The organism is Pseudomonas sp. CHM02, assembly GCF_000612585.1.
Taxonomy (GTDB): domain Bacteria; phylum Pseudomonadota; class Gammaproteobacteria; order Pseudomonadales; family Pseudomonadaceae; genus Aquipseudomonas.
Genome location: NZ_JFCA01000012.1, coordinates 125,478 through 139,710 on the forward strand (window position 1 = coordinate 125,478; position 14,233 = coordinate 139,710).

The following is a 14,233-nucleotide window of genomic DNA, read 5'->3' on the forward strand; positions in this document are numbered from 1 at the left end:
CCCATGACGCAGCCGACACTTACCCGCAGCTGGGTGGCCTCCGCCAATGGTCACAGCGATTTTCCCCTGCAAAACCTGCCCCTGGGTGTGTTCAGCGTCAACGGCTCCGCACCGCGTGCGGGCGTGGCGATTGGCGATTCGATCCTGGACCTGCACGCCGCGATCGATGAGTTTGACGGTGAAGCCCGTCGCGCCGTCGAAGCGACGGCTGGTGGCCAACTGAACGCCTTTTTTGAACTGGGCCGCGGCCCGCGCGTGGCCTTGCGCGAGCGCCTGCTGGAGCTGTTGACCGAAGGCAGCAAACTGCAGACGCGTGAAGCGCAAGTGCTGCACCGTGCTGCCGATTGCCAGATGCACCTGCCGGCGCGCATCAACGACTACACCGACTTCTATGTCGGTATCGAACATGCGCAAAACGTCGGCAAATTGTTCCGTCCTGATAACCCTCTGCTGCCCAACTACAAATACGTGCCGATCGGTTATCACGGCCGAGCGTCGACCATTCGCACCTCGGGCACCGATGTACGCCGTCCCAAGGGGCAGACCCTGCCCGCCGGCCAGACCGAACCGACCTTCGGTCCTTGCGCACGCCTGGACTACGAGTTGGAACTGGGCGTCTGGATCGGCCAGGGCAATGAGATGGGCGATTCGATTGCCATTGGCGACGCGGCGGAGCATATCGCCGGTTTCTGCCTGCTCAATGACTGGTCGGCGCGGGATATCCAGGCCTGGGAATACCAGCCGTTGGGGCCGTTCCTGTCGAAAAGCTTCATTACCACCATTTCACCGTGGGTGGTGACGGCCGAGGCGCTTGAACCGTTCCGCAAAGCTCAACCGGCGCGGCCTGAAGGCGACCCGCAGCCGCTGTCGTATTTGCTGGACAAACGCGACCAGGCCAGTGGCGCCCTGGATATCGAGTTGGAAGTACTGCTGACCACGGCGGCCATGCGCGAGCAGAACCTGCCGGCGTTTCGCCTGGCCCTGAGCAACAGCCTGCATATGTACTGGACGGTCGCGCAATTGGTGGCGCACCACAGCGTCAACGGCTGCCAGTTGCAGGCGGGTGACCTGTTTGGGACAGGCACCTTGTCGGGGCCGCAAGCCGGTCAGTTCGGCAGCCTGTTGGAAATGACCGAGGGCGGCAAGAAGCCTGTCGAGTTGCCGTCTGGCGAAGTGCGCAAGTTCCTCGAGGACGGCGACGAAATCATCCTGCGCGCCCGCTGCAGCCGTGAGGGTTTTGCCTCCATCGGCTTCGGCGAATGCCGCGGCACTGTGGTCGCGGCGCGCTAGGAGGGCAGGGTGATGGAACTCTATACCTACTACCGTTCTACCGCGTCGTACCGGGTGCGCATTGCATTGGCGCTCAAGGGCCTGGATTTCACCGCCGTGCCGGTCAACCTGTTGGTGCCGGCGGGCGGTGCGAATCGCCAGCCGGAATACCTGGCGATCAACCCGCAAGGCCGGGTGCCGGCCTTGCGCACCGATGAGGGTGAGCTGTTGATTCAGTCGCTGGCGATCATCGAATACCTGGAGGAACGTTATCCACAGGTGCCGCTGCTCTCCAACGACCTGCTCGCCCGGGCCCATGCGCGTGCGGTGGCGGCGATCATCGGCTGCGATGTCCACCCGTTGCACAACTCCAGCACCCAGCACTTGCTGCGCCAGTGGGGACATGACGAGGTGCAGTTGCTGGCGTGGATCGGCCATTGGATCAGCCAGGGGTTGGGAGCGGTGGAGCAGTTGATTGGTGATCAGGGGTATTGTTTCGGCGACCAGCCGGGGCTGGCGGATGCTTTTCTGATTCCGCAGTTGTATGCGGCTGAGCGCTTCAAGGTGTCGCTGGCGGCGTACCCGCGCATTGGGCGGGTAGCGGCGTTGGCGGCGCAGCACCCGGCATTCATTCAGGCTCACCCCGCACACCAACCCGACACACCCTGACCTTTGTAGGAGCCGGCTTGCCAGCGCCTGCAGCGTTGTGTCTGACCCTAAAAATAAAAACAAAGGTACCTTGCGATGCACAATCAGATTGCCAGCTTCCGCGCGGCACTCGACGCCCGTCCGGTGTCGCGCTATCAGTGGTTGATTCTCCTGTTGCTGGCGCTGCTGCTGGTGACCGATGGCTACGACGCCCAGGTGCTGGGCTATGTGGTGCCGGCACTGGCCAAGGACTGGGGGCTGGAGAAGGCCGCGTTCGGTCCGGTGTTCAGCGCCAACCTGCTCGGGCTGACGCTGGGCTCGCTGTTGGTGACGCCATTGGCCGATCGCTTTGGCGTCCGGCGTATCCTGCTGGGCTGCGTGCTGATCTACGCCAGCCTCACCGTGCTGATGGTGTTCGCCAACTCGCTGACCACGCTGATGGCTGCAAGGTTTATCTGCGGCATCGGCATGGGCGGCGCCATGCCCAGTGCCATGGCGTTGATGTCGGACTATTCCCCACCCCGCCTGCGTACGTTGATGGTGACCCTGGCGGCCTGTGGTTTCTCGTTCGGCGGGGCGGCGGGTGGGTTTGTGGCCGCAGGGTTTATCGAGGGCTACGGGTGGCAGGCGGTGTTCCTGGCGGGTGGTGTGACGCCGCTGCTGTTGTTCCCGTTTCTGGTGTGGCTGTTGCCTGAGTCGCTGCCGCGTCTGCTGCGTGATGCATCCCCTTATGTGCGGCTGCAGCAAGTCACGGCGCGTATGTTGCCGGGCTGGCAACCGCCGCCTGCGACCGAGGCCGAGAACCAGCAGGAGCAAGGCAGCAAACTGACGGTCGTGGAGCTGTTCCGCAACGGTTATGCACGGCCGACGGTGCTGATCTGGGCGACCTTTTTTGTCAGCCTGATCCTGCTGTACTTCATGATCAGTTGGCTGCCGTCGCTGCTGTTGGAGAGCGGGCTGGCGTTGAAAGAAGCCAATCTCGTGACGTCGATGTTCCTGTTCGCGGGCACCTTGGGCGCCATCGGCATGGCCTGGTTCGCCGACCGCCTGAAAAACAAAGTGCGCCTCCTGGCCGGCGTGCTCGCAGCCGCTGCGGTGTGCACCATCCTGCTCGGCCTCAACCATGACAACCCGCGTTATCTGGTGGCCTGTGTGTTTGCGGCCGGGTTCTGCATCATTGGTGGCCAACTGACCCTCAATGCCTTCGCCAGCAACTTCTACCCGGCGCATGTGCGTGCCACCGGTACGGGCTGGGCATTGGGCGTGGGGCGGTTTGGCTCAATCCTGGGGCCGCTGTTTGGCAGCATGCTGCTGGCGATGCATATTCCGGTGGAGCAGATTTTCTTCTTCTGCGCGATACCGGCGGTGATCGCGGCATTGTTGATCATTCAGGTGCGCTCGCCGGGGGTTACGGAGCCGAAGAGCCCGCTGCCCGACGATGTGCTCAAGGTGCCGGCGAATCACTGATTCACCGCAGCTCCAAGGTGTGAGCGGGCTTGTTGTGGTGAGCGGGCTTGCCCCGCGCTGGGGCGCGAAGCGGCCCTAGACCCAGACACCGCGTTCTCATGAGTAGAACGCGGTGTTTTTATTGGGGCTGCTTCGCAGCCCAGCGCGGGGCAAGCCCGCTCACCACAATAAGTGCGCTCACCGCAAATAGACCATTTCCCATAACAAACCCGCTCACTGTAGGAAAAATGGTGTGTTCAATGCACCACTGAATTGGGTGGCAGGTGCCCCAGGCGCTCGGTCAGGCGCAGGCGTTGGATTGGGTCTTCGCTGAGCATCAGCGCGTGTTCCAGGTCAAAACGCTCGGCGTTCGGGCAATCCAGGCGCTGGTACAGGCTGGCCCGTGCCAGGTAGTCGGCGGCGCTGGCATTGCCCAGTTCCAGCACGCGTTCGGCGTCGACCAGGGCTTCGAGCGGGGCGTCGTTGGCGAGGTGCAGTTGCCGCAGGTTGCGTGACAGCCGTTGCAGGATCGAACGTGGGGCCGCGGTGTGCAGGTGGTCGGCCTGCAATTTGAGGTTAGGGCCATACTGGCGTTGCAGCAGTTCGCGGCAATCATTGGGGTACAGGCGCCGGCCGCCGCACGGGTCGAGCAGGTGATCGGCGCCGGGCACCCGCAGCAGGAAGTGGCCGGGGAAGTTCACCCCGACCATGGGAATATCCAGGCGTCGCGCCAGCTCAAGGGCGATCAGCCCCATGGCCAGGGGTTGCCCGCGTTTGCGTTGCAACACCTTGTCCAGCAGGGCGGCGGCAGGGCGCAGCGGGGTGAATTCATCCTGGGCAAACCCCAGGTCATTCATGCGCCGCAACAGCGGCTGGCCCAGTTCATCCGCCGGCAGCAGGGGCATGCCCTGGCTCACCTGTTGTTGCAGCAACGTCACTTCCTGCAGGATCAGTAACGGCTGCACGGTCGGGTCGTGCTCGGCAGCTATCCACAGCGCGGCTTCAAATAGCGCAGGGGGGGAGCGTTCCAGGCAGGCGAAAAAGGCTTTGCGGGGATTCATTGCATTCTCCGGCGGATGCCCCCGTTTTAGCCTTGCTGGGAATTTTCGTCCAGTGGCTTGAGAAATATCCTGTGTGCTTATGTCGCAAGCCCTTCGAAAACGGGCGTCTTATTCCAGCGTGGTCCGGCATTTTTCTGCCGCAAGCCTATACTTGGCCCACTACCAGAAGTGATTCGGGAGCTTGACGATGTTTGCTCTCATGCACAGCACCCGCCTTGAATCGCTGCACTTGAGCGTCGACCCGGCCACCGGGCTGAAGGCGGTCATCGCCATCCATAACAGCCGCCTGGGGCCTGCGCTCGGCGGCTGTCGCTATCTCTCCTACCCCGACGACGAAAGCGCCGTGGCGGATGCCGCGCGCCTGGCCCAGGGCATGAGCTACAAGGCCGCATTGGCGGGCTTGCCGGTGGGCGGCGGCACCGCCGTGATCCTGCGGCCTGGCCATGTGGAAAACCGCGCGGCGCTGTTCGAAGCCTTCGGCCGTTGCATCGAGCAACTCGACGGCCGCTACATCACCGCCACCGACAGCGGCACCTCGGTGGCCGACATGGATTGCATCGCCCAGCACACCCGGTTTGTCACCAGCACCACCGCTGCCGGCGACCCGTCGCCGCATGCCGCCATGGGTGTGTTCGCCGGCATTCGCACCACCGCCATGGCGCGCCTGGGCAGCGATAACCTTGAAGGCCTGCGCGTCGCGGTGCAGGGTCTGGGCAACGTCGGTTACGCCCTGGCCGAACAACTGCATGCCGCAGGGGCCGAGTTGCTGGTCAGCGACATCGACCACGGCAAGGTGCAACTGGCCATGGAGCAACTGGGCGCGCACCCCATCGCCAACGACGCTTTGCTCAGCACGCCCTGCGACATCCTCGCGCCCTGCGGTCTCGGCGCCGTGTTCAACCGCACCAGCGTCGGCCAACTGCGCTGCGCCGCCGTGGCCGGCTCTGCCAGTGCGCAATTGACCAACCTGCAAGTGGCCGACCAGTTGGAAGGACGTGGCATCCTCTACGCCCCCGACTACGTGATCAACTCCGGCGGGCTGATCTACGTCGCCCTCAAACACAGCGGCGCCGAGTTGCCCACCATCACCGCGCACCTGTCCAACATTGGCACGCGCCTCACGGAAATCTTCGCCCACGCCCAGGCCGAAAAGCGCTCCCCCGCGCGGGTCGCGGATGAATTGGCCGAGCGCCTGCTTTACCAATAGCCGGTTATTAAAAAGGCCCTGAATCGATGATTCAGGGCCTGTTCAATTCGGGCTTTATTCCGCCGGTGCGTTCAGCAACTCGGACAACGCGTCCGGCTGGCTCTTGAACGCCTTGGCAAATACATCGCGGTTCTTCGCCATGTAGATCCCGGCTTCTTCCACCTGCTGCTCGCTCAGGGACGGTACGGCTTTTTGCAACACTTCTGCCAGCAACTCAGCGAGTTCAAGCATCTTGTCATGACGGTCAGCTTCGGCTTTATCCATGAACAAACGCTCCAGATCTCGGCTGCTGCGGTATACCACTTCGACGGCCATTCACCACCTCACATGCCTTCACGATAGTTGTCTTTTGCGACTACTGTATTTATATACAGCAAAAAGAGTAAGCCAAACGGTGAGGTTTGGATAGCAGTTTTTTAATGTAGTCGGGAAATGGGGGTTTGCTACAACGGAAATTTCTGACAACTTGCCGGGGTTGCGCTGGAATTGTCCGGTGGCTTACCTTCCTCGGGCGTTGCATTTGCAGCGAATGGGCTTGGCAGCCCAACAAGGAAGCGCAACAACCCCCTATGAGATTACAGATGCTTTTTGCATTTGCATTCTTATGTCATGGCGGGTTGCGCATGGACCCCTCGGGGTGCCGGGTCGTTCCTTACCGGTCCGCCAACCTTGTGCAATCCGTCACCCAACCTGCTTGGCGGCAGACGGTGATGGTTTCTTTACTAAGGAACTAGACCAATGAAGAAAATCACTCCCAACCCTCCGTTTACCGATTCGACGCTATTTTGCGTTACACCTGAAGCTGACACAGAAACCTTACTGGCCAATGCCAGCGAAACCCTAAGCAGTGCCCGTGAAATGGCCAACACGCTGGCATTCGACCTTGAAGGTCCGCAGCGGAGTTTAGTATTAGCCATTCACCAATTGGTTGAGATGGGTTGCTTGTTAGTCGACCGCGCGCTAGAGAAAGTCGCACCAGTTTGATGCCTCGCCCTCTGACCGCTCCCGCGGTAGTGGGAGCGGTCAAAAACATAGTCCCGATGGCTTCGATTTTTCCTGTTACTCACTTCATCGCTCAAAGCACGACAGCGAAAACCCGAGCGACTAGACTCCTTCTTCATCGACAACGGAGGCTTTTATGGACACTTCCTTTTCCTCTGGTATCCACGCAGATACCGAAGAGCAGGCTGATAGCTACGACCACTGGTTTCGGGCCAAGGTACAAGCCGCTCTTGATGACACCAGCCCCGGTATTCCTCACGACGAGGTGATGGCCGAGATGCAAGCGCTGATCGAGTCCAAACTCAAGAAAGGCGATGCTGATTGAGTGGGTGCCCGCAGCGCGGGTGGAACTCCGTCAAATTATTGATTACCTCAGTCATCGCAATCCTGTAGCCGCTCTCGAGCTAAAGAGATCAATTGAAGTTTCGGTGCTGGCACTCTCTCGCAGACCCCATCTTTACCGGCCTGGCAGAATCATCGGTACGCGAGAGATGGTGGTACACCCGAATTATCTGGTCGTATACAAAGTGACAGACAACATTCGGGTTCTTTCGGTTTTACACGCACGCCAACGATATCCTTGATAGATCCGCGTCTCGGATGGGCAAAGTATCTACTCTGCTCATTCTCAGACGTGCCTCATGTCACGCCGCCATCATCTTATACCTTCCCCTGGCCTTTTTTCTGCATGCAGAACAACCGTCACGTCCAACCCGCATTATCCGGTCGAGCCGACCTAAGGAAGCATCATCGTGAAGATCAATTGGGCCGAAAGGCTGCGCCAGAACGTACACGGGCTGGCCGAGTCCCTGGGTAACCTGTTCGTTGAGTCGTTCCACTACCTGGCGCTGTTTGCCATTGGTGCGGTGACTGCCTGGGCAGCGGTGATGGAGTTTCTGGGGATGCTCGAGAACGGGCACATCAAGATCGATGACATCTTGCTGCTGTTCATCTACCTGGAATTGGGCGCGATGGTCGGGATTTATTTCAAGACCAACCACATGCCCGTGCGCTTCCTGATCTACGTGGCGATCACCGCGCTGACGCGCCTGCTGATCTCCAACGTGTCGCACCACAATCCACCCGACATCGGCATCATCTACCTGTGCGGCGGGATTCTGCTGTTGGCGTTTGCGATCCTGGTGGTGCGCTACGCGTCGTCGGCGTTTCCATCGGTGAAGGTCGAAGGCCCGCGCCGCAAGGGCGAAGCGGGCCTGGAGACCGAGAAGGGCGAGCTTTAAAGCCCGACGCTGAAAGGCAGGGCGCGGCTGGGCGGCCGCTGTAGGACTTTGTGGTCGCCATCCGTCATCACCGCCAGGATCTCCATGGCGCTGTGACCCTGCTCGATGGCGATGCCGAACTGGATGCTCTGCACCAGGCGCTTCAACCGCTTGGGGTCATTGCGCTGTGCGGCGCTGATCATGCGTTTGGCCACCACGCCTTGATCGTTGGAGAGGGTAAGCATGATGCTGCCGTCCAGCCGCTGGATACTCAGGTTGACGCGGTATTCCGGTGTGAAGGTGTCGGTGATGATCTGAAAAGGATTGTCCATGGTGCGTTACCGCCTGATAAGAACATGCAGTCATTGACGACCGGTGTCGGGATTAGTTCGCGCTGCCTGACCACCGGCCACTCCGTCACTGAGGTTTCACAAATTCCGTTTGCCTCACAGGTTCCACAGCAAGCACCGTGCCGTGTAGGCGCACGCTTGCTCGCAATGGTCGTTAACGCTAACGCGCGAAGGCTGATTCACCGCGGCGCTCTCGGGTTTTTCGCGCGCAAGCTCGCTCCTGCGGGTGATCTATTTCAGGGCAGTACCGGGAAAACGATCGCAGACAGCGCAATCAAGCCAATCATCATCAGGCTGGGGATCAGCACTCCACCCAACTAACCGCCAGGCCGCCCCGTGACGTTTCTTTGTATTTGTCGTGCATGTCGGCGCCGGTGTCGCGCATGGTGCGGATTACCCGGTCGAGGGAAATGAAGTGTTTGCCGTCGCCGCGCAGGGCCATTTGCGTGGCGTTGATGGCTTTGACGGCAGCAATGGCATTGCGCTCGATGCACGGCACTTGCACCAGGCCACCGACCGGGTCGCAGGTGAGGCCGAGGTTGTGTTCCAGGCCGATCTCGGCGGCGTTTTCCAGCTGCTCGGGGGTTGCGCCCAGCACGTCCGCCAAGCCGGCCGCGGCCATGGCGCAGGCCGAGCCGACCTCGCCCTGGCAGCCCACTTCGGCGCCGGAGATCGAGGCGTTTTTCTTGCAGAGAATGCCGACGGCGGCGGCCGCCAGGAAGAAATTGACCACGTCGTCGTCAGACGCGTCGGGGTTGAACTTCATGTAGTAATGCAGCACGGCCGGGATGATTCCGGCGGCGCCATTGGTCGGTGCGGTGACCATGCGCCCGCCGGCGGCATTTTCTTCGTTGACGGCGAGGGCGAAGAGGTTCACCCATTCCATGGCCGACAAGGTTGACGTGATCACATTCGGCTTGCCGATTTCCAGCAGGCTGCGGTGCAATTTTGCCGCTCGGCGTGGCACGTCCAGGCCGCCCGGCAGGATGCCTTCATCGCGCAGGCCTTGCTCCACGCATTCACGCATCACCGACCAGATATGCAGCAGACCGCTGCGGATGTCTGCGTCGCTGCGCCACGCGCGTTCGTTGGCCATCATCAGTTCGGAAACCCGCAGGCCGTGCTTGTTGCACAAGGCCAGCAGTTCGACGGCGGTGGAAAAGTCGTAGGGCAATTCAACATCGCTGGTCGGCGCAATGCCGGAGGCCGCTTCGGCAGCTTCGATGATGAAACCGCCGCCCACTGAGTAATAGGTTTGCTCGCTCAGCAAGTCATTTTCGCCATAGGCGTGCAGGGACATGGCGTTGGGATGGTAGGGCAGGCTCTCGTCCAGCAGCAGGAGGTCTGTGTGCCAGTTGAAGGCAATGTCCTGTGTGCCCGCGAGCAGCAACCGGCCCGACTCACGCAAATGTTGGATGCGGGCATTGATCGAGGTCGGATCGACCCGATCCGGCCATTCGCCCATCAGGCCCATCACGCAGGCGCGGTCGGTGGCGTGGCCAACGCCGGTGGCGGACAGCGAACCGTACAGGCGCACTTCGACGCGGCGGGTGTCGTCGAGTAATTGTTGGCCGACCAGGGCTTGGGCAAAGGTTGCCGCCGCCCGCATGGGGCCGACGGTATGGGAGCTGGAAGGGCCGATGCCCACCTTGAATAGATCGAAAACGCTGATAGCCATGCTAAACCCTTACAAGCAATGGAGTATGAATCGCTGCCATGTTTTGTAGGACGAGCGCAATTGGCGCGATACTGAGCTTCTGGAACGACACTGACCAACGAATTATCCTAAGACACCCTTTAGTAGGACTAAACGCTATGACCCGGCCCCTTCATGGTCAGACGTATGTCTGGCTGCACGTGTTTTCCTGTGCTGCGCGACATTTGTCGTTCACCCGCTGCGCCGAAGAACTGCACATCACGCCGGGGGCTGTGAGCCAGCAGATTCGCCAGTTGGAGGAGCGATTGGGGTTTCGCTTGTTTCATCGGCGTGCACGTGGGGTCGAGTTGAGTGCCGAGGGGCAGCGCTTGGCCGCGACCGTGAGCGAGGCCTACGGCAGTATCGATGCCGAACTGCAGCGTTTGGATGCGGGGATGATCAGCGGCACCTTGCGCCTGCGCTCGATTCCGTCGTTTCTCGGCAAATGGCTGACCCCACGCCTGCCGCGCTTGCAGCAACGCTTTCCGGATATCCAATTGCGCATGGTCGCCGAAGACAGCAGCATCGCCCTGCACGAGGGCGATTTCGACCTGGCCATCGACTTGAACGACGGCAGCTATCCCGGCCTGTTATCCACAGCCCTGTTGGACGAGCAAATCTTCCCGGTGTGCGCCCCGAGCCTTCTACGCGGCAGGCCGCCGCTGCATGGCCCGGCGGACCTGGTGCATTTCCCGCTGCTGCACGACATTACTGCCTGGCGTGGGAGTTATGAGTATGCGGAGTGGGAGTTCTACCTGAACGCCATCGGCTATCACGATGCCGATGTGCGCCGCGGCCACACCTTCAACCGCAACCACCTGACCATCGAAGCCGCCATTGCCGGCATGGGCGTGGCCATCGCACGGCGCACCTTGCTCAACGATGAATTGGAGCGCGGCACCTTGATCGTGCCGTTCGGGCTGGCTGTGCCCAATCACAAACGCTACGTGCTGCTGTATGCACCGGGTGCATTGAGCCATCCGGGTGTGCGTGCGGTGCATGACTGGCTGGTAGAAGAAGCAGGGATTTTTCGCGGATTGCACCCGTTGGTAGAGGGGCAATTGTAGGAATCACAGGGCGTAAGAAGATGTAACTAACTCCCCACCCTAACAGCGTTTTCGCTCGTCGTCAGACTTAATTTGTAATGTGGGATTTATCTTTGCAAAGGGGTTGAATTGTTCTTCTGGCTGCTCAATTGTGTAATCAAGAGGTCATGGTTTCACCACACCGGTGTTGCAGTTGTGACCTCTCGCGAGCTAGCTGAAATAAGGGAAGAACTATGCAAATCCAAGTCAATAGCGATAACCATATTGAAAGCAGCATCCGACTGGAGGAGTGGGTACGTACTACCATTGAGAGCACGCTCGAACGTTACGAAGAAGACCTGACCCGAGTGGAGGTCTACCTGCGGGATGAGAACGGCGACAAGCCCGGTCCCCACGATTTAAGTTGCCGCCTGGAAGCGCGGCCAAAAGGCCATCAACCGCTGTCGGTACTGCACAAGGCCGATACCCTGGAACAGGCGATCGACGGTGCGGCGACCAAGCTGGACCATGCGTTGGAACATCTGTTTGGCAAACTGCAAGGCAAGCCACGCGCTGCCGGGAAAAACCAGCCGACCACCAAAGTCAACGAAGATGAGCTTGAGCAGGAGTTTCTGGAAAAAGAACGTGCCGTATTCAATGGCTGAGTGTTTAACTCCACTAAAAAACGGGCCTGCATACGCAGGCCCGTTTTCGTTTACCTCCCGCGCCGGAAAAAATGCCGGCTCAATAACGCCAGTCCACACGCGCCCAGCCCCGCAAACAGCATCGCCCAGCCAGCGCCGTGGCGTAGTGCGGCTTGTGCATCCGTGGCGTTCAGGCCCGGCACGTCGAGTTTGCCCGCCGCAATCTGCTGGCTGATCGCCGGCCAATCCAGTGCAGTGTTATCCGGCAGCAAGCTGGCCAACTGATCGCCGATCCCCAGCAACAGCACCAGCCCCATCAACGCGATGTTGAGCGCCAGGGTGATCAGCCGTGCGCTGAGGTCGATGCCCGACGCCATCCCGGCGCGGTCCGCCGACACCGAGCCCGTTGTGGTGTTGGTGGTGGGGGAGTTGGTCAGCGCCAGGCCCACGCCGGCGAGTGCGCAACTGCCCAGGATCAGCAGGATGCTGGGGTGCGGCGTGCCATTGGTGGCGGCCATGGCCAGGAAGCCTGCGCCCATCAGGCCGAGGCCGCTGGGGATGATGCGTTCGGCGCCGTAACGCAGGGCCAGGCGTTCGGCCAATGGCGGCACCAGCAGCGTCGGCAAGGTGTAGGCGAGCAGGGCGCCGCCGGTGGTCAGGGTGTCGTAACCCAGGCCGGCCTGGAAATACAGCGGCAAGTAGATCATGAAAGGCCAGAAGCTGAAGTTCATGCCGATCGATCCCATCAACGCGCCGTTGAAGCGCTGGATACGGAACACCGAGAAATCGAACATCGGGTGATCGCTGCGCCGTTCAACGAAGATAAACAGCAGCAAGCCCGCTACCGCCAGGCCCGCCCAGCCGAGCATGGCCGGTGTGCCAAAGCCGTTTTCAGTGCCTTGGGTGATGAAGTAGACCAGGGCGAACACCGACAGCGTCAAGGTGAGCATGCCGGCGATATCAAGGCGATGGGTCGCCGGGTCGCGGGATTCCTGCACGCTGACGTGCAGCAGTCCCAGGGTGAACAGAGTGAGCGGCACATGCATGAGAAACACCCAGCGCCAATCCGCGACCGCCAGGATCAGCGCGCCTATCATCGGCCCGAAGCCCAGGCCCACGCCAGCAATCACGCCCCATATGGCGAACGCCCGCGCCCGCGCCGCCGGTTCGCGAAACAGGTGCGACAGAATCGCGAACTGGCAGATCATCATCGCCCCGGCACCGAGGCCCTGGACGAATCGCGCTGCGATCAGCGTGGCGGCATTATCGGCCAGCCCACAGGCCAGGGACGCCAGCCCGAACGCCCACAGGCACAGCACCAGCATGCGTCGGCGGCCGAAGCGATCGGCCAGGGTGCCAGCTGCCATCAGCACGCTGGTGCAGGCCAGTGTGTAGGCATTCATGATCCATTGGGCGTCCTGGAAACCCGTGCCCAATGGCTGTTCAAGGGTCGGCAGGATGACCGGCACGCTGGAGATTTCCAGGCCGAACATCAGGGCGACAAGGCATACGGCGGTCAGCGCGAGGCCGTTTCTGGCGGTGCGTGGGGGGCTGGTGGCCGATAACGTGGCGGCGGATGGCATGGGATTCTCCTGTGGATGGGGATCGGGTTATTTTCAGGGGAATCTGGCTCTTTATTCGTGATAAGTTTTCCGCTTATCAGGGACTCCAGGGCGACAATCGAGCATGGCCACTCCGCGTTTTGATGGCGTTGAACTCTTTCTGCAAATCGTCGAAAGCGGCAATCTGACCGAGGCCGCCGAGCGTCTGAACCTCACGCGCTCCGCCGTCGGCAAGGGACTGGCGCGATTGGAGGCGCGCCTTGGTACATGCCTGCTGCAGCGCTCCACCCGCCGCCAGCGTTTGACCGAGGACGGCCAGGCCTACTACGAACATTGCCTGCGCGCGCTGGCCGAGCTTGAGGCGGCCGAATCGGTACTGGAAAGTGGCCGGCAACAGCCACGCGGACGTTTGCGGGCCAGCCTGCCGCTGGCTTTCGGGCACCACTATGCGGCGCCCGCATTGTGGGGCTTGATGGCGCGTTATCCGGAGTTGGAGATCGAGATCAGTTTCGCCGACCGGTTGGTGGACTTGGCCCAGGAAGGTTTCGATATTGCCGTGCGGATCGGTCCGTTGCCCGATACCGACCGCCTCAGCGCACGACGCCTGGGCGAGCAGTCGGTGGGGCTGGCGGCTTCACCGGCGTATTTGCAGCGTGTCGGGCCGATTGCAGGCATCGAGGATCTGGCCGGCCACCGTGGCATCGCCTACCGCAGCAATACTCCGCATCGCAATCGAGTGGCCTCGCCGCTGATGATGGACGACCTCCAGGCCGTGGCCGATGCCGCCATCGCGGGCGTAGGCCTGGCCTGGTTGCCAAGTTGGTTGATCGCCCACTATGTGCTGCGTGGGCAACTGCAGGCGGTGTTGCCCGAGTACCGCGAGCAACCCGCACCGATCCATGTGATCTGGCCCACGGCGGCGCATATGCCGGCCAAGACGCGTTGTGCCATCGACGCATTGGTGGCCGGCACGCCCAGTTGCCTGGCGGGCAGTTAGAACCGGCGAGTCAGGATGAGCGTAGGCGTTGTGGTGAGCGGGCTTGCCCCGGCCCATTTCTGGGGGTCGCTGCGCAACCCAGCGCGGGGCAAGCCCGCTCACCACA

General features: G+C 61.3%; 16 protein-coding genes. 11 read left to right on the forward strand and 5 right to left on the reverse strand.

Features of this window, described 5'->3' with window-relative positions; all coding sequences use genetic code 11:
* The first annotated feature begins 3 nt into the window (after positions 1–3).
* From fahA to BM70_RS0108755, 3 genes are all read left to right on the forward strand, one after another.
* Positions 4–1,290 (forward strand): fumarylacetoacetase, encoded by a 1,287-nt coding sequence (gene fahA / locus BM70_RS0108745; RefSeq protein WP_025855651.1) that lies wholly within the window; start codon positions 4–6, stop codon positions 1,288–1,290.
* 12 nt (positions 1,291–1,302) lie between these two features.
* Positions 1,303–1,938, forward strand: coding sequence for a maleylacetoacetate isomerase (gene maiA, locus BM70_RS0108750; RefSeq protein WP_025855652.1), 636 nt, complete (start codon positions 1,303–1,305; stop codon positions 1,936–1,938).
* Positions 1,939–2,013: 75 nt separating this feature from the next.
* The gene (locus tag BM70_RS0108755; protein WP_025855653.1) at positions 2,014–3,384 is read left to right on the forward strand and encodes an aromatic acid/H+ symport family MFS transporter; all 1,371 of its coding nucleotides are present in this window, start codon (positions 2,014–2,016) and stop codon (positions 3,382–3,384) included.
* A gap of 236 nt (positions 3,385–3,620) precedes the next feature.
* Here BM70_RS0108755 and BM70_RS0108760 read toward each other — a convergent pair whose 3' ends face one another.
* Positions 3,621–4,424, reverse strand: a complete 804-nt coding sequence (locus tag BM70_RS0108760) for a SirB1 family protein (RefSeq protein ID WP_025855654.1) — start codon at positions 4,422–4,424, stop codon at positions 3,621–3,623.
* A 187-nt stretch (positions 4,425–4,611) separates the two neighbouring features.
* On the opposite strand from BM70_RS0108760, the gene BM70_RS0108765 reads away from it, so the two are divergent.
* On the forward strand, positions 4,612–5,631 hold the full coding sequence (locus tag BM70_RS0108765; RefSeq protein WP_025855655.1) for a Glu/Leu/Phe/Val dehydrogenase dimerization domain-containing protein: 1,020 nt from the start codon (positions 4,612–4,614) through the stop codon (positions 5,629–5,631).
* Between the two features lie 54 nt (positions 5,632–5,685).
* On the opposite strand, the gene BM70_RS0108770 is transcribed toward BM70_RS0108765, so the two are convergent.
* On the reverse strand, positions 5,686–5,946 hold the full coding sequence (locus tag BM70_RS0108770) for a YebG family protein (RefSeq protein WP_012722374.1): 261 nt from the start codon (positions 5,944–5,946) through the stop codon (positions 5,686–5,688).
* Between the two features lie 423 nt (positions 5,947–6,369).
* On the opposite strand from BM70_RS0108770, the gene BM70_RS0108775 reads away from it, so the two are divergent.
* The 4 genes from BM70_RS0108775 (at position 6,370) to BM70_RS0108785 (ending at position 7,874) form a co-directional block, all read left to right on the forward strand.
* Positions 6,370–6,615, forward strand: a complete 246-nt coding sequence (locus tag BM70_RS0108775) for a DUF6124 family protein (protein WP_025855656.1) — start codon at positions 6,370–6,372, stop codon at positions 6,613–6,615.
* Between the two features lie 154 nt (positions 6,616–6,769).
* On the forward strand, positions 6,770–6,958 hold the full coding sequence (locus BM70_RS0108780) for a hypothetical protein (protein ID WP_025855657.1): 189 nt from the start codon (positions 6,770–6,772) through the stop codon (positions 6,956–6,958).
* Positions 6,948–7,217: a type II toxin-antitoxin system RelE/ParE family toxin gene (locus BM70_RS32245; RefSeq protein WP_081782049.1), complete on the forward strand. Its 270-nt coding sequence runs from the start codon at positions 6,948–6,950 to the stop codon at positions 7,215–7,217. The genes BM70_RS0108780 and BM70_RS32245 overlap by 11 nt, the downstream gene beginning before the upstream one ends.
* 168 nt (positions 7,218–7,385) lie before the next feature.
* A complete protein-coding gene (locus tag BM70_RS0108785; RefSeq protein WP_025855658.1) occupies positions 7,386–7,874 on the forward strand; it encodes a phosphate-starvation-inducible protein PsiE in 489 nt (162 codons plus the stop codon).
* Here BM70_RS0108785 and BM70_RS0108790 read toward each other — a convergent pair.
* The gene (locus BM70_RS0108790) at positions 7,871–8,185 is read right to left on the reverse strand and encodes a DUF3509 domain-containing protein (protein ID WP_025855660.1); all 315 of its coding nucleotides are present in this window, start codon (positions 8,183–8,185) and stop codon (positions 7,871–7,873) included. The genes BM70_RS0108785 and BM70_RS0108790 overlap by 4 nt on opposite strands.
* 319 nt (positions 8,186–8,504) lie before the next feature.
* Positions 8,505–9,881 carry an L-serine ammonia-lyase gene (locus BM70_RS0108800; RefSeq protein WP_025855662.1) on the reverse strand — a complete coding sequence of 459 codons (1,377 nt, stop codon included), beginning with the start codon at positions 9,879–9,881 and terminating at the stop codon, positions 8,505–8,507.
* Between the two features lie 137 nt (positions 9,882–10,018).
* Here BM70_RS0108800 and BM70_RS0108805 point away from each other — a divergent pair, with 137 nt between their 5' ends.
* Together BM70_RS0108805 and BM70_RS0108810 are read left to right on the forward strand one after the other, a co-directional pair.
* The gene (locus BM70_RS0108805; RefSeq protein ID WP_025855663.1) at positions 10,019–10,966 is read left to right on the forward strand and encodes a LysR substrate-binding domain-containing protein; all 948 of its coding nucleotides are present in this window, start codon (positions 10,019–10,021) and stop codon (positions 10,964–10,966) included.
* 212 nt (positions 10,967–11,178) lie between these two features.
* Complete coding sequence (locus BM70_RS0108810; RefSeq protein WP_016978251.1) at positions 11,179–11,589, forward strand: HPF/RaiA family ribosome-associated protein; 411 nt, start codon at positions 11,179–11,181, stop codon at positions 11,587–11,589.
* A gap of 50 nt (positions 11,590–11,639) precedes the next feature.
* On the opposite strand, the gene BM70_RS0108815 is transcribed toward BM70_RS0108810, so the two are convergent.
* Entirely contained in the window at positions 11,640–13,151 is a 1,512-nt protein-coding gene (locus BM70_RS0108815; RefSeq protein WP_025855664.1) for an MFS transporter, read from the reverse strand.
* Positions 13,152–13,254: 103 nt separating this feature from the next.
* Between BM70_RS0108815 and BM70_RS0108820 the strand changes: the two genes are divergently transcribed.
* The gene (locus BM70_RS0108820) at positions 13,255–14,127 is read left to right on the forward strand and encodes a LysR family transcriptional regulator (RefSeq protein ID WP_025855665.1); all 873 of its coding nucleotides are present in this window, start codon (positions 13,255–13,257) and stop codon (positions 14,125–14,127) included.
* The last annotated feature ends 106 nt before the right edge of the window (positions 14,128–14,233 follow it).

What these genes read in the sequence shown, in the direction of transcription:
- fahA (WP_025855651.1), top strand. Translation starts at nt 4, where the DNA reads ATGACGCAGCCGACACTTACCCGCAGCTGGGTGGCCTCCGCCAATGGT.
- maiA (WP_025855652.1), top strand. Translation starts at nt 1,303, where the DNA reads ATGGAACTCTATACCTACTACCGTTCTACCGCGTCGTACCGGGTGCGC.
- BM70_RS0108755 (WP_025855653.1), top strand. Translation starts at nt 2,014, where the DNA reads ATGCACAATCAGATTGCCAGCTTCCGCGCGGCACTCGACGCCCGTCCG.
- BM70_RS0108760 (WP_025855654.1), bottom strand. Translation starts at nt 4,424, where the DNA reads ATGAATCCCCGCAAAGCCTTTTTCGCCTGCCTGGAACGCTCCCCCCCT.
- BM70_RS0108765 (WP_025855655.1), top strand. Translation starts at nt 4,612, where the DNA reads ATGTTTGCTCTCATGCACAGCACCCGCCTTGAATCGCTGCACTTGAGC.
- BM70_RS0108770 (WP_012722374.1), bottom strand. Translation starts at nt 5,946, where the DNA reads ATGGCCGTCGAAGTGGTATACCGCAGCAGCCGAGATCTGGAGCGTTTG.
- BM70_RS0108775 (WP_025855656.1), top strand. Translation starts at nt 6,370, where the DNA reads ATGAAGAAAATCACTCCCAACCCTCCGTTTACCGATTCGACGCTATTT.
- BM70_RS0108780 (WP_025855657.1), top strand. Translation starts at nt 6,770, where the DNA reads ATGGACACTTCCTTTTCCTCTGGTATCCACGCAGATACCGAAGAGCAG.
- BM70_RS32245 (WP_081782049.1), top strand. Translation starts at nt 6,948, where the DNA reads ATGCTGATTGAGTGGGTGCCCGCAGCGCGGGTGGAACTCCGTCAAATT.
- BM70_RS0108790 (WP_025855660.1), bottom strand. Translation starts at nt 8,185, where the DNA reads ATGGACAATCCTTTTCAGATCATCACCGACACCTTCACACCGGAATAC.
- BM70_RS0108800 (WP_025855662.1), bottom strand. Translation starts at nt 9,881, where the DNA reads ATGGCTATCAGCGTTTTCGATCTATTCAAGGTGGGCATCGGCCCTTCC.
- BM70_RS0108805 (WP_025855663.1), top strand. Translation starts at nt 10,019, where the DNA reads ATGACCCGGCCCCTTCATGGTCAGACGTATGTCTGGCTGCACGTGTTT.
- BM70_RS0108810 (WP_016978251.1), top strand. Translation starts at nt 11,179, where the DNA reads ATGCAAATCCAAGTCAATAGCGATAACCATATTGAAAGCAGCATCCGA.
- BM70_RS0108815 (WP_025855664.1), bottom strand. Translation starts at nt 13,151, where the DNA reads ATGCCATCCGCCGCCACGTTATCGGCCACCAGCCCCCCACGCACCGCC.
- BM70_RS0108820 (WP_025855665.1), top strand. Translation starts at nt 13,255, where the DNA reads ATGGCCACTCCGCGTTTTGATGGCGTTGAACTCTTTCTGCAAATCGTC.